The organism is Salinicola sp. DM10, from assembly GCF_017306975.2.
Classification (GTDB): domain Bacteria; phylum Pseudomonadota; class Gammaproteobacteria; order Pseudomonadales; family Halomonadaceae; genus Salinicola.
In genome coordinates this window covers 942,030-961,395 of sequence record NZ_JAFLEN020000001.1, presented here as the reverse complement: position 1 = coordinate 961,395, position 19,366 = coordinate 942,030, and the positions used below count along the sequence as shown (strand labels likewise).

Genomic DNA, 19,366 nt, shown 5'->3' with positions numbered 1-19,366 from the left:
GAATGCCCATGCGTATGATGAAGAGCCTGGCCGCAGCCGGCGTGCTGCTGCTGGCGACCCAGGCGGCACACGCCGACCCGGCCTCGGTCGACCGCCTGACCCGGCTGCTCGAACCGCTCAAGACCTACTCGGCGGATTTCAATCAGCAGATCCTGGACGCCTCGGGCTCCAGCCTGCAGGACACCAGTGGCCATATGTGGCTGTCGCGGCCCGGTCACTTCCGCTGGGAGGTCAACGAGCCCTATCGCCAGATCGTGGTCTCCAACGGCCAGGAGGTGACGCTCTACGACCCCGACCTCGAGCAGGCCACGATCCAGCCGCTCGACGACCGCGTCACCCACACCCCGGCGCTGCTGCTCTCCGGCAGCGCCTCGGAGCTGGCGCAGAACTATGAGGTGACGGGCCAGCAGCAGGGCACCGGCGAGACCTTCACGCTCAAGCCCAAGGCCAACGACACCCTGTTCGAGCAGCTCAAGCTGACCTTCTACAGCGAGAAGCTGGGCATGCTGCAGATGACCGACAGCACCGGCCAGCGCACCGCGATCAAGTTCGACGACGCCGAGGTCAACGGCAGCATCGACCCGGCCAAGTTCCGCTTCGAGATTCCCGCCGGCGCCGACGTCATCCGCGAGCAGTCACCCGCCTCCCCCTGAGCTTCGTTGCGGCCCGTCCCCCGGGCCGCTTGCTCGCCGCTGCGCCCATGTTTGATCCACTGCCGCCGTATGGCCGAGCGCAGGCATTGTGCAAATACCCTCTCAAGCCTAAGGAAACGCTGAATAAATCGACGAGCGAGATGAAGCGCAAGGCGCATGGAACGCAGACTCGAAGCAACGCGTAGAGAACGCCCGTAGGGCGGCCCCTCAGGGCAAGTTGCCGAAGGCAACGCGTCACACGAGACATAACATGGGGTTAGGCGAGTGTTCGACCGGGCTGGCGCACCAGTACCACGCAACGCAGCGATTCGCTAGCGCAGGCATTTATGCAGCGTTTCCCTAACGGTCGGCCTCACGGTCGAGCTCGTCACGCCACGCCTGCATCTGCTGGTAGCGCTTCTCCTGACCGAATTCACTGGGCACGTAGAAATTGGCTTTGGGCAACGCTGCTGGCCAGCAGTCGTGGGCGCTGCCGGCGGGGTAGCCGTTGGGCTCGCTATGGGCGTAGCGGTAGCCCTCGCCGTAGCCCAGTGAGGCCATCAATTGGGTCGGCGCGTTGCGCAGATAGACCGGGACCTCGAGATCGGCATGCTCGGCCACGAATGCCTTGGCCTGGGCCCAGGCCTGATCGACCCGGTTGCTCTTGGGCGCGGTGGCGAGATGGATGGCGGCGTGGGCGATGGCGCGCTGGCCTTCGTAGTCGCCCAGGCGCAGGTAGGCGTCCCAGGCGGCGATCACCAGCGGCAGGGCGCGCGGGTCGGCGTTGCCGACGTCCTCCGAGGCGATCGCCGTGAGCCGGCGCACCACGTCGAGCGGATCGCCGCCACCGCGCATGAACTGCGCCATGTAGAGCAGCGCGGCGTCAGGGCGTGATGAGCGTATCGACTTGTGGATCGCCGAGAGCAGATCGTAATAATGCTCGCCCTGCTTGTCGAAGGCCGCCGCCTGATGGCCGATCACCTCGACCACGGCGTCACGTTCCAGCGTCTCGCCATGCTCGTCACGACCGGTGAAGTCGCAGGCGGTCTCGAGCAGACCCAGGGCGCGCCGGGCATCCCCCGCCGCGGCGCGGGCGAGGATCGCCAGTGCTTCGTCGCTGGCGCGGATGTCGCGCTGGCCGAGGCCACGCTCGGCGTCGCCCAGGGCGCGCTTGATCACCCTGATCAGCGCCTGCTCGTCGAGTGCCTTGAGTACGTAGACCCGAGCCCGCGACAGCAGCGCGGAGTTGACCTCGAACGAGGGGTTTTCGGTGGTGGCGCCAATCAGCGTCAACAGGCCCGACTCCACGTGCGGCAGCAGGGCGTCCTGCTGGCTCTTGTTGAGGCGGTGTATCTCATCGAGAAACAGCAGCGTCTGACGCTCGCGCAGCCGCGCCTCCTGGGCCCGCTCCACCGCGGCGCGGATCTCCTTGACCCCGGCCATCACCGCCGAGAGCTTTTCGAGTCGTGAGCTTGAGGCCTCGGCGAGGATGTCGGCGAGGGTGGTCTTGCCCACCCCCGGTGGGCCCCACAGGATCATCGAGCGCACGCTGCCGCTCTCGGCCATGCGCCGCAGTGGCTTGCCGGGGCCGACCAGCGCTTCCTGGCCAACATAGTCGTCGAGACTTTTTGGCCGCATGCGGTAGGCGAGCGGCACATTGTCCTGGGGGGCGCTATCGGCAAAGAGGTCCATCGGCGTACTTCCGGTTTGCGCTCAGCAACGAGCGGGTACATTTCACTACGCCAATCGCGACTTAAGGCGTAGGGCTTTCTCTTCCAAACCCGCTAGGGTAAGACAGTCGGGGCCGGTCGCGTCGGCACGCCCGCGCCATACCAGGTGGCGTCCTGGCAGTGTGAACGGCCCAAGGTCGATTCTACCCAAGTGCGCCCCGACACAGTATGGCCGGCCAAGACACTACACGCTGGCCTTCGAGTGCCGCTACACTAGGATCTGAACGAAAAATCCGAGGTCTCGGCACGCTGGTTGTCAGTCTCGCCGCTTCACGCTCGTCGCCATAGCCGCCGCACGGACAGGAGAACTCCCATGCCCATGCTGACCCAACTGCGCCAGGATCACGCCAACATGGCGCGTCTGCTCCACGTGCTGCAGCTCAAGCACAAGACGCTCGCCGATGGTGAACGCCCCAACTTTCGCCTGATTCGGGAGGTGGTGGACTATATTCTCGACTACATGAGCGGCTTCACCATTCCCTTGGAGCGCATTTGCCGCGAGCAACTCTCCAGCCGGGCCAGCGACACCGATGCGCTATTCGCACGGCTGGCGGAGGACTACCAGCATCTGCACGAGCAACTGATGCGGCTCTCCAACGACATCGACATGATCCTGATGGATGGAGTGATGCCGATGGACAAGTTCGCCAAGGATCTGCGCGCCTATCTCGACGCCCACCGCGGCTATCTGCGCGCCGAGCGCGAGGAGCTGTTCCCGCTGATTCGCGAGCACTTCGACGATGATGACCTGGCGCGTCTGGCCGCCGAGATGCCGCCCCAGGCGGAGTCCGAACTCTCGCGCCTGCAGGAGGCCTACCCGGAGCTCTATTCCGAATTCCGCGACGCGCCTTCGCCCCTCGAATCCTGACGGTGGCGGGCCACCGGCCCGCACTGCGCTCTCCTTCGACGACGATCGCACTGCGCGATCGTCGTCGCTTTGCGTAGAATGGGCGCCCGACAGTGTCAGAGGGAGCCGGGATGGATCGGCTACAGGCGATGCAGGTATTCCGGGCCGTGGTCGAGGCCGGCAGCTTTGCCGGCGGCGCCCGCCGGCTGGGCGTATCCAACGCCATGGTCAGCAAGCAGATAGCGCGTCTCGAGGAGAGTCTCGGGGTGCGCCTGCTCGCCCGTACCACGCGACGGCTGCAACTGACGGCGGAGGGCGAGCGCTATCTGACCACCACCGCACGGCTGCTCGACGAGCTCGACGAACTGGAGGCGGGGCTGGGCGAGCAGCGCGGCGAGATTCGCGGACGCCTGCGCTTGTCGGCACCCATGGATTTCGGCGCTCAGGCGCTGATGGTGGCGCTCGACGCCTTCGAGCAGGCGCACCCCGCGGTCACCCTTGAGCTGGTGCTCGAGGATCGCCACGTCGACCTGCTGGCCGAGGATTACGATCTGGTGGTGCGGATTGGGGCGCTCGAGGATTCGAGTCTGATCGCCCGCCCACTGATGCGCATGCCTTGCTACCTGTACGGCGCCCCCGACTACCTGCGCCGTCACGGCACCCCCGATCATCCGCAGGCGCTCAAGCACCACCGCTGCCTCCATTACACGCTGGCACGTCAGGGGCCGCAGTGGACCTTCGAGGTCGACGGCGAGCCGCAGCGGGTGCGTTTTCGCCCGGCGCTTGCGTGCAACAACGGGCGCGCGCTGGTCCAGGCCGCAGCGCTGGGCATGGGGTTGGTGGTCAAGCCCGCCTTCCTGGGTGAGCCCGAGGTGGCTGCAGGGCGCCTGGTGCGTCTGCTCGAGACGTTTCCGATTCCTGCGCTCGACGTGCATCTGCTCTACGCCGAGCGTGACTTCATGCCGGCGCGCCTGCGCGCGCTGATCGAAACGCTATTGACCCACTTCGCCGGGAGCCCGACCCATGCGTGATGCGCTGATCTTCGACTCCGGTGTCGGCGGGCTCTCGGTGAGCGCCGAGATCCGCCGTTGGCTGCCCCAGCTCGGCCTCGACTATGTCTGCGACAACGCCGCCTTGCCCTATGGCACCAAGCCGGATGCTTGGCTGGTGGCACGGACCGTCGAGGTCTGCCTGGCGGCCTGTGCCGAGAGCCGACCGCGGGCGCTGGTGATCGCCTGCAACACCGCCAGTACGCTGGCGCTGGAGGCGCTGCGCGCGCGGCTGACGATCCCGGTGGTGGGCACGGTGCCGGCGATCAAGACCGCCGGGGAGGTCAGCCGCTCGCGGGTGATTGGCGTGCTGGCGACCAGCGCCACCCTCAAGCGCTCCTATCTGCAGCGGCTGGTGGCCGATTTCGCCGCCGACTGCCGGCTCGTCGGCGTCGCCGCGGACACCTTGGTGGTCGCCGCCGAGCGCAAGCTGGCCGGGGGCGAGCTCGACCGCGAGGCGCTGGCCGCGGCGCTGATGCCGCTGTGGCGGGAGCCGACCCTGGATACCGTGGTGCTGGGGTGTACCCACTTTCCGCTGCTGCGCGCCGAGCTCGAAGCGCAGGCGCCACGGCCGATCCGCTGGATCGATTCGGGGGCCGCGATTGCACGCCGCCTGGGGCAGGTGCTGGGTGTCGCGCCCCTGGCTGCGCCGGCGGCCACCCCGCCGGCGGCGACGACCGGCGCCAGCTGGGCGACCGGCGCTGACGCCAGCGGGCTGGCCACGGCGCTGGCCGGGTTCGGCTTCGCCCCGCCGCGGGCGCTGCCGACGGTCGCTATGGTGCCCGCAGACACTGCTAAGGAAGCACTGCATAAATGCCTGCGCGAGTGAATCGCTGCGTTGCGCGGTGCTCGAAGACTCGCCTAACCCCATGTTATGTCTCGCCTTCTGTGCTCCGTGCGCCTTGCGCTTCATCCCGCTCGCCGATTTATTCAGCGCTTCCCTATTTCCGCTATCGATTGAGGAGTTTTTCGTGGTCATCACCACCATCGACCCGGCGCGCTATGACGCCCAGCTCGCGGCCAAGCGCGCGCGGATCGAGCAGCAGTTCGCCGCTTTCGACCCGCCGCCGCTGGAGGTCTTCGCCTCGCCGCCGATGCACTACCGCATGCGCGCGGAGTTCCGCCTCTGGCACGAGGGGGACGATCTCTACTACGCCATGTTCGAACCCGACCCGGACGCGCCGCTGCATAAGGGGCGGGTGGCCCAGAAGGTGGTCCGGGTCGATCGTTTCCCGGTCGCCGGCGAGCGCATCAATGCGCTGATGCCCCAGCTGCTGGACGCCATTCGCGACGACACCACGCTGCGGCGCAAGCTGTTCCAGGTCGAGTTTCTGACCACCCTCAGCGGTGAGGCGCTGGTGACGCTGATCTACCACAAGCCGCTGGATGCCGAGTGGGAGCAGCGTGCCCGCGAGCTGCAGGCGACGCTGGGGGTGGCGCTGATCGGGCGCTCGCGCAAGCAGCGCCTGGTGCTCGAGCGTGATCACGTGTGGGAGCGCCTGACGGTCGAAGGGCGCGAGTTCCACTATCAGCAGGTGGAGAACAGCTTTACCCAGCCCAACGCCGAGATCTGCCGCGCCATGCTCGGCTGGGCGCGGGATGCCACGCGCCACAGCGCAGGCGATCTGGTCGAGCTCTACTGCGGCAACGGCAACTTCACCGTGGCGCTGGCGGAGAACTTCCGCCGCGTGGTCGCCACCGAGATCTCGCGGACCTCGGTCGCCTCGGCCCAGGCCAACCTCGCCGCCAACGGCATCGACAACGTGCATGTGGCGCGGATGTCGGCGGAGGAGTTCGCTCAGGCTCTGGCCGGCGAGAAGCAGGGGCGCCGGGTGGCGGCGATGGCGCTCGATGAGTGCGACTTCTCCACCGTGCTGGTCGACCCACCGCGGGCCGGACTCGATGCCGCCAGCTGTGCGCCGCTGATGGAGTACCCGCGAATCGTCTATATTTCCTGCAACCCCGACAGTTTGGCGGTCAATCTGGCGCAGCTCACCCAGACGCATCGGATCACGCGGATGGCGCTGTTCGACCAGTTTCCCTGGACCGACCACTGCGAGTGCGGGGTCGTGCTCGAGCGCCGCGAGACGGCCTGAATTTGTCAAGTCGCACCGGCGTCGTATGGCGGGTGTCATGATGCGTAAGCGACATGCGCCATAACGAAGCTTCAAGTGGATAGGGCGCCCCCGGGCGCTGGCGTAAGCTTCGCCCCACGTGAATGCGGCCGCCATATCGACGGCCGGTGCCAGCCGAGGTGATAGATGCAACACGTCGCGATCGAAGGAAAGACGGAGTTTCTTGAGCAGTTGCGGGAGAAGCTGGCGAAGCGACTTCCCGAGGAGAAGGTGAAGCGGATCACCGCCTTCGCCGAGGATCTCTACGCCACGGCGCCCTTCGAGGAGGCGGCCGACCGCCAGTTGGACGATGTCTACGGTGCCACGCTGGCGGCGTGGCACTTCATGCGCACCTTCGACCCCAGCGATGCCAAGGTTCGCATCTTCAATCCCAACTTCGAAGAGCATGGCTGGCAGTCGCCCCACACCGTGGTCGCGGTGTTGCACCCGGACATGCCGTTTCTGGTCGACTCGGTGCGCATGGAGCTCAATCGTCGCGGCCTGACCCTGCATGCGATCCACAATGCGGTGCTGGCGGTCGAGCGCGACGCTCGCCACCACGCGCTGAAGATCACCGGGCCGCGGGCCAAGGAGGCGCCGGCGTCGCGCGAGTCGCTGATTCTGATCGAGATCGATCGCCATACCGATACGGCGACGCTGGATGACCTGGAGCAGAGTCTGCACGAGGTGCTGCGCGACGTGCGCACCGCGGTCACCGACTTCGAGCCGATGTGCGACAAGCTGCGCGAGGTGATCGCCGAACTCGAGGCCCAGCGCCCGGCGGCGGTGAGCGCCGCGGATCAGAAGGAGACGATCGCCTTCCTCAAGTGGCTGCTCGACGAGCACTTCACCTTTCTCGGCTTCGCCGAGAGCCGGCTCTCCGGCAGCGGCGCCAAGGCGCGCGAGACGCGGGTCGAGGGCAGCGAGCTGGGGGTGCTCAAGCTCGACCAGCCGCGCTACCAGGAGTCGGTGCGCTTCGAGCTCGACGAGGAGCCGGGCCCCATGCCGGCGCTGCTGCGCTTCGCCAAGAGTTCACATCACGCGCGCGTGCACCGGCCGACCTACCCCGACCATATCGCCATCACCCGCCATGACAAGCAGGGCAAGGTGATCGGCGAGTGGCGCTTCTTCGGGCTGTTCACCTCGCTGGTCTACAACGAGTCACCGCGCTCGGTGCCGGTACTGCGGCGTAAGGTGCAGGCGGTGATCGATGCCGCTGGGGTCAATCCCAAGGGCCACAACGGCAAGCTGCTGTTGCAGATTCTCGAGGTGCACCCGCGCGACGATCTGTTCCAGAGCACCATCGAAGAGTTGAGCCAGACCGCTTTCGGCATTCTCAACATTCGTGAGCGCCGCCGCGTGCGCCTGTTCATCCGTGAGGACCGCTGCGGCCAGTTCTACTCCTGCCTGGTATTCGTCCCGCGTGACATCTTCTCCACCGATCTGCGTCTGCGCATTCAGAACCTGCTGTGCGAGGAGCTCGACGCCACCTTCGGCGACTTCAACCCTTATCTCTCGGAGTCGGTGCTGGCCCGTATCCAGTTCACCCTGCGTTTCAACGGCGACGAACCGGTGGCGTTCGATCGCCGCGCGCTGGAGAAGAAGGTCATCTTCCTGGCGCGCAACTGGCGCGAAGATCTGCACGGCGCGCTGATCGAAAGCCTGGGAGAAGAGGAGGGTAACCGCCAGGCACAGGTGTTCCGCGACGCCTTCCCCGGCAGCTACCGCGACGACTTCTCGGCGCGTACCGCAGCCAACGACATCCGCCACCTGAGCGCGCTCGACGATGGCGCGCCGATCGGCGTCAGCCTCTATCACCTGGCCGAGAACAGCGCCGATAGCGTCAATCTCAAGCTCTATCACGCCGACACGCCGATTCCGCTCTCGGACATGTTGCCGGTACTCGAGAATCTGGGTCTGCGGGTGATCAGCGAGCGCCCTTATCATATCGATACCGAGCACCAGACCTACTGGATTCATGACTTCACCTTCGAGTATCGCGGGGTCGGCGAGGTCGATCTGCGCGCGATGCGCGACAACTTCATCGACGCCTTCTCGCGGATCTGGGTCGGGGATGCCGAAAACGATGCCTACAACCGGCTGATCATCGGTGCCGGCCTCGACTGGCGTCAGGTCGCGGTGCTGCGCGCCTACGCGCGCTATCTCAAGCAGCTGCGCATCGGGCTGTCGCAGGATTACATCGCCAACACCCTGGCGGCGCATGCCGACATCACCCGCGGCCTGTCGCGGCTGTTCGAGCAGCGCTTCGCCCCGAACCTGGATGGCGACCGTGACACCCGCTGCCAGGGGGCAGTCGACGACCTCAATGCGCTGCTCGATCAGGTCGCCAGCCTCAACGACGATCTCTTGCTGCGCCGCTACGTCGATCTGATCCAGGCCACCGTGCGTACCAACTACTTCCAGCCGCGCGAAGACGGTAGCCCCAAGGCGTACATCTCGTTCAAGCTCGAGCCGAGCAAGGTGCCGGGCATGCCCAAGCCGCGGCCGATGTTCGAGGTGTTCGTCTACTCGCCGCGCATGGAAGGGGTGCACCTGCGCGGGGGCAAGGTCGCCCGCGGCGGTCTGCGCTGGTCCGACCGCAACGAGGATTTCCGCACCGAGATCCTGGGCCTGATGAAGGCGCAGCAGGTCAAGAACTCGGTGATCGTGCCGGTGGGCGCCAAGGGGGGCTTCATCTGCAAGCGCATGCCCGAGAATGGTGACCGCGACGCCATCCAGGCCGAGGGTATCGAGTGCTACCGCCTGCTGATCCGCGGCCTGCTCGACATCACCGACAACCTCGATGGCACCGAGGTGGTGCCGCCGCAGGCGGTGGTGCGCCACGACCCCGACGACCCCTACCTGGTGGTTGCCGCCGACAAGGGCACCGCGACTTTCTCCGACTACGCCAACGCCATTTCGCTGGAGTATGACTTCTGGCTGCGCGACGCCTTCGCCTCCGGGGGCGCTCAGGGCTATGACCACAAGGGCATGGCGATCACCGCCCGCGGCGCCTGGGAGTCGGTCAAGCGCCACTTCCGCGAGATGGGCCTCAACACCCAGAAGGACGAGTTCAGCGTGCTCGGTATCGGCGACATGGCCGGTGACGTGTTCGGCAACGGCATGCTGCTCTCCGACAAGATCCGTCTGGTCGCGGCCTTCAACCATCGCCATATCTTCGTCGACCCGACGCCGGATGCGGCCAAGTCGTTCGCCGAACGCAAGCGTCTGTTCGAGACGCCGCGCTCGAGCTGGTCGGATTATGACGCGGGGCTGATCTCGGAAGGCGGCGGGGTCTTCTCGCGCGATGCCAAATCGATTGCCATCTCGGCGCCGATGAAAAAGACCTTCGGCATCGAGGCCGACAAGCTGTCACCCAACGACCTGATCAACGCCATGCTCAAGTCGTCGGTGGATCTGATCTGGAACGGCGGTATCGGCACCTATGTCAAGGCGCACGACGAGAGCCACGCCGACGTCGGCGACAAGGCCAACGATGGTCTGCGCATCGATGGCCGCGAGCTCAACTGCCGCGTGGTCGGCGAGGGCGGCAACCTGGGTCTGACCCAGCGTGGGCGCATGGAAGCCGCGGCCAAGGGGATTCGGGTCAACACCGACTTCATCGACAACGCCGGCGGCGTCAACTGCTCCGACCACGAGGTCAACATCAAGATCCTGCTCGACGGGATCGTCCAGCGCGGTGACATGACCGAGAAGCAGCGCAACCAGCTGCTGGTGGAGATGACCGACGAGGTCGGCGAACTGGTGGTGCGCGACAACTACCGCCAGACCCAGGCGCTGTCGCTCGCCGAGCTGCAGTCGCTGGAGGGGATGGGGCCGTATCGGCGTTTCATCAACGAGCTGGAAGCGGCCGGCAGTCTCGACCGCGAGCTCGAGTTCCTGCCCAGTGACGAACAGCTCGGCGAGCGCAGCAACGCCGACGGCGGTCTCACCCTGCCCGAGCTGAGCGTGCTGATCTCTTACGCCAAGAGCACGCTGAAGAGCGATCTGATCGCCGCCGAGCTGCCCAACGACCCGCAGCTGCAGCAGCACGTGGCCAAGGCGTTCCCGGTGACGTTGACCGAGCGCTTCGCCGACGATCTTTCCCAGCACCGCCTGAAGCGTGAGATCGTCGCCACCCAGATCGCCAACGACCTGGTCGATCACATGGGTATTACCTTCGTGCGTCAGCTGCGCGATTCCACCGGCGCATCCAGGGTCGAGATCGCCCAGGCCTATGTGATCGCCCGCGACAGCTTCGGCTTCAACCGTCTGTGGGAGCAGATCGAGGCCCTCGATTACCGTGTCGAGAGCCAGGTCCAGTACCGCATGATGCTCGACCTGATGCGCCTGATGCGGCGCGCCACGCGCTGGTTCCTGCGTCACCGCGGCACGCTCAGCGTCAAGGAGTGCGTGGAGCAGTTCGCGCCCCAGTTGACCCAGCTGCAGGAGGATATCGGCAACCGGCTCAAGGGCGACGAGCGCGAGGCCTGGGAAGGTCGCCGCGACGAGCTGATCGAGGCCGGTGTACCCAAGGCCCAGGCCGCGGTGGTGGCCGCCGCGCCGAGCCTGTATGCCGGGCTGGGTATCATCCAGGCGGCGCGTGTCAGTGGCGAGAAGCTCAAGCGCGTGGCCGAGGTCTACTACGCCATCGGTCATCAATTGGAGCTGCCGTGGATGACGCGCCAGATCAACGCCCTCGAGGTGCGTGACAGCTGGCAGATGCAGGCGCGGGAAACGTTCCGCGACGACCTCGACCGTCAGCAGCTGGCGCTGACGGTGAAGGTGCTGGGCATGAGCGACGCGCCGCGCGAGGTGGAAGCGCGGGTGACCCGCTGGGAGGAGCAGCACGCGGCCCTGTTCGAGCGCTGGAATGCGCTGCTGGGCGAGATCAATGCCGGCACCCAGGTGAGCTTCGCGCTGATTGCCGTGGCGATCCGCGAATTGGTCGACCTTGCCGAGAGCGAGAGCGACGGCTAAGGTGGCAGCGGGTCGGCGCGCGCCATTGCGCGTCGGCCCCGGCTTGAAAGCATGTTTTGAAAAAGCGGTTTGAAAAAACGGTTTTAAAAAGTGAGCTGAACGGTGCGCTGGTGATGTCCCCGCCAGCCATCACGCATCGCCACGGGCGCTTGCCGGAGAGCCTTTTTAGGCATGGTTTGAAAAGTCGACGAGCGCGGTACTTTTCAGACCTGCCTAAGGTGTTCTGGCAAGCGCCTCTGTTATGCTGCAGCCATCCGCAGGCAGTCAACGCAGAGAGGCCCCATGAAGTATCGCGCGTTTTCCACCCTTATCCTGGCCGTCGGTGTCGCCACCGCCATGCCCGCCATGGCGCAGAGCGAGGCGCTCAAGCAGGCGCAGGCCGCGGCCGCCAAGGTCGACCTGACCAGCTTCTTCAAGTCCAGCTCCGACGCCCGCAGCCAGAGCTTCTTCTTCGGTGGCGTGCAGCAGCACCCGTTCACCGTCGACGAGGCCGGCCGCTACCGCTTTACCAGTTCGACCCTGCCGGGCGAATCCCAGGACTACCGCATCAAGGCCACCCTGATCGACGCCAACGGCAATGTCCTGGCCAAGAACAGCGGGCTCGGTAACACCGGTGGCCTGGAGATGGAGCAGCGCCTCGAACCGGGCAACTACACGCTGCAGGTTTCCGGGCAGAAATTCGGCAGCACCAAGACCGGCGGTAACAGCTTCAATATCCAGGTGGATGCGCTGGATGCCAGCGGCAAGGTGATCACTGCCGACCAGGGCGGGGTCGATAACGGCGGTGGCATCATGTTCGGAGGCCCCGGCAGCAGCGGGCGTACCACCGCTTTCGTCGACGACAAGGACGATGTGGCGACGCTCAGCGCACCAGGACGTGAAGCGGCCAGTGCGGTTGCCGGTGGCGCCGGCGCTGGCGCCAGCGAGGCCGCGCCCAAGGGCCCCGACTTCGGCACCGCCAACACCGGCTCGGCGGCCAAGCCGGCGACGGCCGAACAGGCCAGCGCGCCGACCGGCGCCTCCGCCCGCGAGCGCCAGCAGGCACCGCTGCCGAGCAGCTTCGATGAGATCGTCGCCGATATCAAGGTGCTGCAGGAGGGTGAAGTCCTCACCTTCGATGTCGCCCAGGCCGGCACGGTTTCCGTCACCAGCTCGACCTTCCCCGGCCATGAAGGCAGCTTCCGCCTTCAGGCCAAGGTGCTCGACGCCAATGGGCGCACGGTGGCCAGCGACGAGGGCTCTCTGGCCGATGGCAACTTCGATATCGAGACCGTGCTCCAGCCCGGCCGCTATCGAGTCTGGGTCAAGGGCCAGCGGTTCGGCTCGGCGATGAACTCGGTCAACAACTACACCCTGCGCGTACAGCAGCTCGACGCGCGCTGAGCGGCAGTCGGGGGCGGGCCTCTCGCTCGCCCCAGGCCTCGAAACCCGGCCCCGTGCCGGGTTTCGGCGTAATGGGGCGGCGGGCCACGTCTCCCGAACGCCGAGCGTGCGCGGTTCGTCTCGCTGCCCCCAGTTGGGATATACTCGCTCGCCGCTGTCGATCCTTTTTGCCACCGACGAGACCTCTCCATGTACCCCGTCGTTCGTTCTCTGCTGTTCCGGCTCGAGCCGGAGACCGCACATCGTGTCACGCTGACCGCGCTGGATGCGGCGCACCGGCTGCGCCTGTCGGGACTGCTCGGCGATGCCGAGAGCTCGGGTGAACCGGTGGAGGTGATGGGGCTTTCCTTCGCCAACCGCATCGGGCTGGCGGCAGGACTGGACAAGAACGCCGAACACCTGGATGCCCTGGGGGCGCTGGGGTTCGGCTTCGTCGAGGTGGGCACCACCACGCCCAAGCCGCAGTCGGGCAACCCGCGCCCGCGGCTGTTCCGGCTGACCGGGACCCAGGCGATCATCAATCGCATGGGCTTCAACAACACCGGGGTCGACCAGCTGGTCGCCAACGTGCGCAAGAGCCGCTATCGCGGCATCATCGGCATCAATATCGGCAAGAACCTGACCACGCCGGTGGAGCGTGCAGTCGACGACTACGTGACCTGTCTGCGCAAGGTCCACGCCGCGGCCCACTACGTCACCGTCAACATCTCTTCGCCCAACACCCCGGGGCTGCGCAATCTGCAGTTCGGTGAGCATCTCGACGGGCTGCTCGGGGCGCTCAAGGAGGAGGCGGTGCGGCTGGACGCGGAGCAGGGGCGCCACGTGCCGCTGGCGGTGAAGATCGCCCCGGACATGACCCGTGAGGAGATCGCGCTGGTCGCGCGCACGCTCACCGACAACGAGATCGACGCGGTGATCGCCACCAATACCACGGTGTCACGCGAGAACGTGACCGGCATGCCGCATGCCCACGAAGCGGGCGGGCTCTCCGGGGCGCCGCTGTTCGCCAGCTCGACTGCGGTCGTGCGCGAACTGCGTCGGCTGCTGCCTACCTTGCCGATCATCGGTGCCGGCGGCATCGACAGCGGCGTTCGGGCGAGCGAGAAGTGTCAGGCAGGGGCAGATCTGGTGCAGCTCTACACCGGCTTCATCTATCGCGGGCCGGAGCTGATCGGGGAGTGTATTCGCGCGACCGGAAACAGCAGCGTGGCCTCGGCCTGAGCGCACGGGTCGGGCGCCTTGACCGGGGGGACGTGTCGATGCGCCCCTGGCGGTGGTAGCAAATGGCAACAAGTGGCAACAAAAAGGCCCGCACGGTGCGGGCCTTGAGTGTGATGAGGCAATGCTCGTCAGCGGCGTGGGCCGTGACTCAAGTCATCACCATGGGGTTTTTGTGGATACCGGACACGCCGGTCATGCCATCCCACTGGTCCCCGCGACCTTCACGCCAACCGCTCATCCAGTTCTCGCGCAGGTTGATATCCTGGCTCGGGCATTCGTCGCGTGAGCGACCGGCGACCCCCGCCTTGTAGCCGTGCAGATATGCCCGCTGGTTGCGATCACGTTTCTGTCGTTTCATCGTATGGCCTCTTGTCGGAACAAGTGCATCACCTTTGGGAAAACACAGAGACTCCACGGCGTCTGGTTCGCCGAAAGAAGACTCCGTCCGAGAAAACGTCCGGACAGGCATACGCATGCGTTGTTTCGTAGCTACCCCTCTAGCTTTAGCGGAAATGAGAAACGATGTCGATGAGCGTTTTGTCATAAGACCAGATTGAAAATGCACTCACAGGAATATGACCGAGCCGAGACGGTTCGGTGACGCCACCATGAAAGACGATAACTCGCTGTTGAGCCTTTACATCACCTGCCCCTGGGGCGTCGAACCGCTGCTCGCCGAAGAGGTCGCCGAGCTGGGGGCGGAGATACAAAAAACTACCGTCGCCGGGCTGCATGCGCATGCCGATCTCGCCACTGCCTACCGCCTGTGCCTGTGGTCGCGTCTGGCCAACCGAGTGATCCTGACCCTGGGTCGCGAGAGCGGCTGCGACACGCCGGAGGCGATCGTCGCCGCGGTGAGCCAGTTGCCCTGGGCCGAGAAGCTGCGCGACGGCCAGACCCTGGCGGTGGATTTCCACGGTCAGTCGGCGGCGATCCGCCACACCCGCTTCGGTGCCCAGGTGGTCAAGGATGGTGTCGTCGAGGCGCTGGCGGCGGCTGGGCGTGCGCGCCCGCAGGTCGACCTCGGCCAGCCCGATGTGCGCGTCTACGCCAATCTGCACAAGGGGCAGCTGCTGGTGGGTATCGATCTGGTCGGCGCCAGCCTGCATCAGCGCGGCTACCGACGGGATATCGGCCATGCCCCGCTCAAGGAGAACCTGGCCGCGGCGCTGCTGGTGCGCGCCGGCTGGCCGGCCCGGGCCAAGCGCGGTGAGCCGCTGGTGGACCCGATGTGCGGCGCCGGCACGCTGCTGATCGAGGCGGCGATGATGGCCGCCGATATCGCCCCCCAGCTCAGCCGCGAGCGCTTCGGCTTCCAGCGTCTGGCCGACTTCGATCCGGCGCTGTGGCAGACCCTGGCGCGCGAGGCCAAGGTGCGTGCCGATCTCGGCCGGCGGCGTGCGCGTTCACGGCTGTGGGGCTTCGACCAGAGCCCGCAGGCGATTGCCGCGGCGCGCAGCAATGCCATGCGCGCGGGGATTCCCGCGCTGATCGAGCTGGCCGGCGCTGCGGTGAAGGGGCTGACACCGCCCGCCGAGGCCTCCACGCCGGGGCTGGTGATCACCAATCCGCCCTACGGCGAGCGTCTTGGCGAGCTGCCGGAGCTGGTGGCGCTCTACGGCGATCTGGGGCAGCGGCTGAAGCAGCACTTCGGCGGCTGGCAACTGGCGCTATTCACCGGCAATCCGGACCTCGGCCATCGTCTGGGCCTGCGCGCGCACAAGCAGTACGCGTTCAAGAACGGACCGCTCGACTGCAAGCTGCTGCTGGCCGATGTCGCGGTCCGTGATGCCGATAGCGGCGATAGCGATGCCCGCCATAGCGACAAGCCCGGCAGCGTGCCGAGCGCGCAGACGCCGTCTCCCGGCGACGCGGCGCCGCTGAGCGAGGGCGCGCGGATGTTCGCCAACCGCCTGCAGAAGAACCGCAAGTGGCTGTCCAAGTGGCTCAAGCAGTCGGGGGAGCGCTGCTACCGGCTCTACGATGCCGACATGCCGGAGTACGCGCTGGCGATCGACGTCTATGGGCACCGCGTGCACGTGCAGGAGTACGCCGCCCCGCGTTCGGTCGATGCCGACAAGGCCAAGCGAAGGCTACTCGATGCGCTGAGCGCGATTCCGGTGGCGCTCGACGTACGCCCGGAGCAGATCCACTACAAGCAGCGCGAGCGCCAGAGCGGCAAGGCGCAGTATCGCAAGCAGGACGACAGCGGCGAGCGTTTCGTGGTCGAGGAGGGGCCGGCCAAGCTGTGGGTCAATCTCACCGACTATCTCGACACCGGGCTGTTCCTCGATCATCGTCCGGTGCGCCGGCTGCTGCGTGAGCGGGCCGCGGGCAAACGCTTTCTCAATCTGTTCTGCTACACCGGCACGGCGACGGTACACGCCGCCCTGGGCGGAGCCAGTGACAGCTTGAGCGTGGATCTCTCGAATACCTATCTCGACTGGGCGCGGGACAATCTGGTCCTCAACCAGCTCGATCCCGGTCACCACCGGGTGGTGCGCGACGACTGTTTCCGCTGGCTCGAGACCGCCGGCGGCAGCTTCGACCTGATCTTCCTCGATCCACCGACCTTCTCCAATTCGAAGAAGATGTCCGGCACGCTGGATATCCAGCGCGATCACGTGCGTCTGGTCGAGCTGGCCATGGCGCGGCTGGCACCGGGCGGGGAGCTGGTCTTCTCCAATAACCAGCAGCGCTTCAAGCTCGATCCGGCGCTGTCGACGCGCTTTGCGGTGACCGAGATCACCGCGCAGACCTTCGATCCGGACTTCAGCCGGCGCGCCAATCTGCACCACTGCTTCAGCATCCGTCATCGCGAATCACGTTGAGGCACGCCCCTGGCGCTCTTTCAGGGCGCCAGACGGCTGACGCAGGCGCGGTGGGCGAGCGAGCCAGCGGGGCGAACCGGATTGGGGCCAACCGGAGTAGGGCGTAGTGGGGCGAAGCGAATCAGAGCAGGATATAGCGGGGCGGAGCGAGCCCGGGCATCGGTCGCGCCGGCGCTTCGTGCGCCTCGAAGAGTCGTCTGGGCCTGAAGCTCAGTCGAGCAACGACAGCTGAGCCATGGCGCGACGCCCCTCGGGGCTGTCGTCGTCGGCTTCCAGCACCTTGCGCAGGCCACGCGCCAGCTGGATGTGCGCGAGATCGTCGAGCCACAGCATGGCCTGCTCGCGGCTCTCGGCCACGGCGTGCTTGAGGCCACCATACTGGGTGCCGATCTGGCCCCAGGCGCGGCTGAAGATCCAGTCACCGAACATGTCCTGATGCAGGTGCACCAGGACATAGTCGTGTTCACTCTCCCAACGAACGATCACGCGAACTCCTTTCGTGGTTGTGCGCCCCGGCTTGTCCCCGCCGGGTGGCCCGCCTAAGATGGCTGCGCCGGGTGTTGCGGCCGCGCCGCCGCGGCTCGTATCGGGCTCATTGTAAAGCAAGCGCGGCAGAAATCGACGCGTACGGCGCAAGCCCGTCAGGCCGATAGGGAGAAGCGGTAGACATGCGAATTCTGGTGGATGAAAACGTACCCCTGGCCGAGGCCTTCTTCGGCGAGCTGGGTGAGGTGACGCGCCAGCCCGGGCGTGAGATGACCGCGACCAGCGTGCGCGATCACGACGCCTTGGTGGTGCGCTCGATCACGCCGGTCAATGCGGCGCTGGTGGCGGGATCACGCCTCAAGTTCGTGGGTACCTGCACCATCGGTACCGACCATGTCGAGCTGGCGGCGCTGCGCGAGCAGGGGATCGGCTTTGCCAACGCCCCCGGCTGCAACGCCGAGGCGGTGGTCGACTACGTGCTCTCCAGCCTGTTGCTACTATGCGAGCGCGACGGCGAGGACCTGTTCGCCAAGACCGTGGGCATCGTCGGCGCCGGCAACGTCGGCGGGCGCCTTGCTGCGCGCCTGGCGGCGCTGGGTATATCCCACCTGATCTGCGATCCGCCGCGTGCCGAGGCCGAGGGCGACGCGGATTTCGTGGCTCTCGACACGCTGATCGCGCGTGCCGATGTCATCTGTCTGCACACGCCGCTGGTGGCCGCCGGAGCGCATGCCACCCGGCATCTGCTCGACCGCCAGCGGATCGCGGCGTTGACCCCGGGGACCGTGCTGCTCAACGCCGGGCGTGGCGACTGCCTCGACGGCGGCGCCCTGAACGAACGGCTGGCCCGCGACGCCGATCTACGCTGCGTGCTCGACGTGTGGGAGCACGAGCCGGGAATCGACGAGGCGCTCTATACCCGGGTCGATCTCGCCACGCCGCATATCGCTGGCCATAGCGTCGATGGCAAATTACGCGGCACCGAGATGATCTATCAGGCGCTGTCGCGCCAGCTTGGGCTGCCCGCGCGGCAGAGCCTGGCTCGGCTGACGCCGACGCCGTGGCTGTCACGGCTGGTGCTCGACGCCGCCACCCCGCGTGACGATGCGCTGCGGCTGTGCGCCCGGGCCTGCTACGACCCGCGCCGCGACGCCATGGGGCTGGAGCGTTATCGCCGACGCCTGGGCATGGCCCAGGGCTTCGATGCTTACCGCCGCGACTATCCGGTTCGCCGCGAATTCCAGACCCTCGAGGTGGCGCTCACCGCCGCGGCCCCCGAACTCGCAGCGGCCCTGCGCGGCTTCGGCTTTCGTGTCACCACGCCTGCCGAGTGACGGCGGCGGGGTCAGGCGCCTTCGCGCTCGGCATCCTCGCGCTTGCTGAGGCGATGGCCGTCTTCGCTGGCGCCATACTTCCAGTAGCTCGAAAGATACATCTCACGCTTGTCGACGCCGCGCTCGTCGATCAAATGGCGACGTAGGCGGCGCATCGCCGAGAACTCGCAGGCGACCCAGATGCCCGCCTTGCCTGGCCGCCAGGGCAGCTCGCGCACTGCCTCCAGCAGCCGTTCACTATCGCTGCCCGGGTGTGCTTGAACGAGCCATCTGATGCGCATGCCGGGCGGTGCCGCGAGCGGCTGGATATCGGCTTCGCTGATCACCTCGAGAATCACCTCTCCGACCGCCTGCGGCGGCAGCCGTTCGAGATTGGCGGCGATCGCCGGCAGGGCGGTCATGTCGCCTACCAGTAGATACCAGTCGGCGTCCTCTGCCACCCGCTTGACCGGGCCGGGACCGGCGACGTCGATGACATCTCCCGGGCGGGCGTTGCGCGCCCAGGTGGCAGCCGGCCCGCCGTCGGCGTGGAGCACGAAGTCGACGTCGATGGCGTCCTCACGCTGCCGGCTCACGCTGTAGGTGCGCAACCGCGGTGGCGTATCGCCTTCCCCGGGCAGCACCAGTTTGATGTAGGCGCTGGCCTGATCGGCGGGGAAGGTGCGCATCGCCTCGCCGCCGAGGGTGAGGCGCAGCATATGGGGTGTCAGCGGCTGCCGGGCGAGCACGGTGAAGGCACGTGGTGGCGTCTTGGGCATG

Annotated in this window: 14 protein-coding genes; 10 read left to right on the top strand and 4 right to left on the bottom strand. The window is 66.6% G+C overall.

Going from position 1 to position 19,366, the window contains the following annotated elements:
• The first annotated feature begins 8 nt into the window (after window positions 1–8).
• Window positions 9–653 (top strand): outer membrane lipoprotein chaperone LolA, encoded by a 645-nt coding sequence (lolA, locus tag J0A90_RS04295; protein ID WP_207030948.1) that lies wholly within the window; start codon window positions 9–11, stop codon window positions 651–653.
• Between the two features lie 339 nt (window positions 654–992).
• Here the strand turns inward: lolA and J0A90_RS04290 are convergent, their stop codons facing one another.
• Complete coding sequence (locus J0A90_RS04290) at window positions 993–2,324, bottom strand: replication-associated recombination protein A (RefSeq protein ID WP_207030946.1); 1,332 nt, start codon at window positions 2,322–2,324, stop codon at window positions 993–995.
• A 357-nt stretch (window positions 2,325–2,681) separates the two neighbouring features.
• On the opposite strand from J0A90_RS04290, the gene J0A90_RS04285 reads away from it, so the two are divergent.
• The 7 genes from J0A90_RS04285 (at window position 2,682) to J0A90_RS04255 (ending at window position 13,956) form a co-directional block, all read left to right on the top strand.
• Window positions 2,682–3,230 carry a hemerythrin domain-containing protein gene (locus J0A90_RS04285; RefSeq protein WP_207031218.1) on the top strand — a complete coding sequence of 183 codons (549 nt, stop codon included), beginning with the start codon at window positions 2,682–2,684 and terminating at the stop codon, window positions 3,228–3,230.
• A 110-nt stretch (window positions 3,231–3,340) separates the two neighbouring features.
• Window positions 3,341–4,240, top strand: a complete 900-nt coding sequence (locus J0A90_RS04280; protein ID WP_207030943.1) for a LysR family transcriptional regulator — start codon at window positions 3,341–3,343, stop codon at window positions 4,238–4,240.
• Window positions 4,233–5,087, top strand: coding sequence for a glutamate racemase (gene murI / locus J0A90_RS04275; protein ID WP_233076481.1), 855 nt, complete (start codon window positions 4,233–4,235; stop codon window positions 5,085–5,087). The genes J0A90_RS04280 and murI overlap by 8 nt, the downstream gene beginning before the upstream one ends.
• Before the next feature lie 142 nt (window positions 5,088–5,229).
• A complete protein-coding gene (gene trmA, locus J0A90_RS04270) occupies window positions 5,230–6,354 on the top strand; it encodes a tRNA (uridine(54)-C5)-methyltransferase TrmA (RefSeq protein ID WP_207030940.1) in 1,125 nt (374 codons plus the stop codon).
• 165 nt (window positions 6,355–6,519) lie between these two features.
• Window positions 6,520–11,352: an NAD-glutamate dehydrogenase gene (locus J0A90_RS04265; RefSeq protein ID WP_207030938.1), complete on the top strand. Its 4,833-nt coding sequence runs from the start codon at window positions 6,520–6,522 to the stop codon at window positions 11,350–11,352.
• A 282-nt stretch (window positions 11,353–11,634) separates the two neighbouring features.
• On the top strand, window positions 11,635–12,735 hold the full coding sequence (locus J0A90_RS04260; protein WP_207030936.1) for a hypothetical protein: 1,101 nt from the start codon (window positions 11,635–11,637) through the stop codon (window positions 12,733–12,735).
• Window positions 12,736–12,924: 189 nt separating this feature from the next.
• The gene (locus tag J0A90_RS04255; RefSeq protein WP_207030934.1) at window positions 12,925–13,956 is read left to right on the top strand and encodes a quinone-dependent dihydroorotate dehydrogenase; all 1,032 of its coding nucleotides are present in this window, start codon (window positions 12,925–12,927) and stop codon (window positions 13,954–13,956) included.
• A gap of 148 nt (window positions 13,957–14,104) precedes the next feature.
• On the opposite strand, the gene rmf is transcribed toward J0A90_RS04255, so the two are convergent.
• Window positions 14,105–14,314: a ribosome modulation factor gene (gene rmf / locus J0A90_RS04250; RefSeq protein ID WP_035471369.1), complete on the bottom strand. Its 210-nt coding sequence runs from the start codon at window positions 14,312–14,314 to the stop codon at window positions 14,105–14,107.
• Between the two features lie 250 nt (window positions 14,315–14,564).
• Between rmf and rlmKL the strand changes: the two genes are divergently transcribed.
• Complete coding sequence (gene rlmKL, locus J0A90_RS04245; RefSeq protein ID WP_207030932.1) at window positions 14,565–16,787, top strand: bifunctional 23S rRNA (guanine(2069)-N(7))-methyltransferase RlmK/23S rRNA (guanine(2445)-N(2))-methyltransferase RlmL; 2,223 nt, start codon at window positions 14,565–14,567, stop codon at window positions 16,785–16,787.
• A gap of 210 nt (window positions 16,788–16,997) precedes the next feature.
• On the opposite strand, the gene J0A90_RS04240 is transcribed toward rlmKL, so the two are convergent.
• A complete protein-coding gene (locus J0A90_RS04240) occupies window positions 16,998–17,273 on the bottom strand; it encodes a hypothetical protein (RefSeq protein WP_035471375.1) in 276 nt (91 codons plus the stop codon).
• Window positions 17,274–17,455: 182 nt separating this feature from the next.
• Between J0A90_RS04240 and pdxB the strand changes: the two genes are divergently transcribed.
• Window positions 17,456–18,607, top strand: a complete 1,152-nt coding sequence (gene pdxB / locus J0A90_RS04235; RefSeq protein WP_207030930.1) for a 4-phosphoerythronate dehydrogenase PdxB — start codon at window positions 17,456–17,458, stop codon at window positions 18,605–18,607.
• Between the two features lie 11 nt (window positions 18,608–18,618).
• Here the strand turns inward: pdxB and J0A90_RS04230 are convergent, their stop codons facing one another.
• Entirely contained in the window at window positions 18,619–19,365 is a 747-nt protein-coding gene (locus J0A90_RS04230; protein WP_207030927.1) for a siderophore-interacting protein, read from the bottom strand.
• Window position 19,366: the final 1 nt, after the last annotated feature.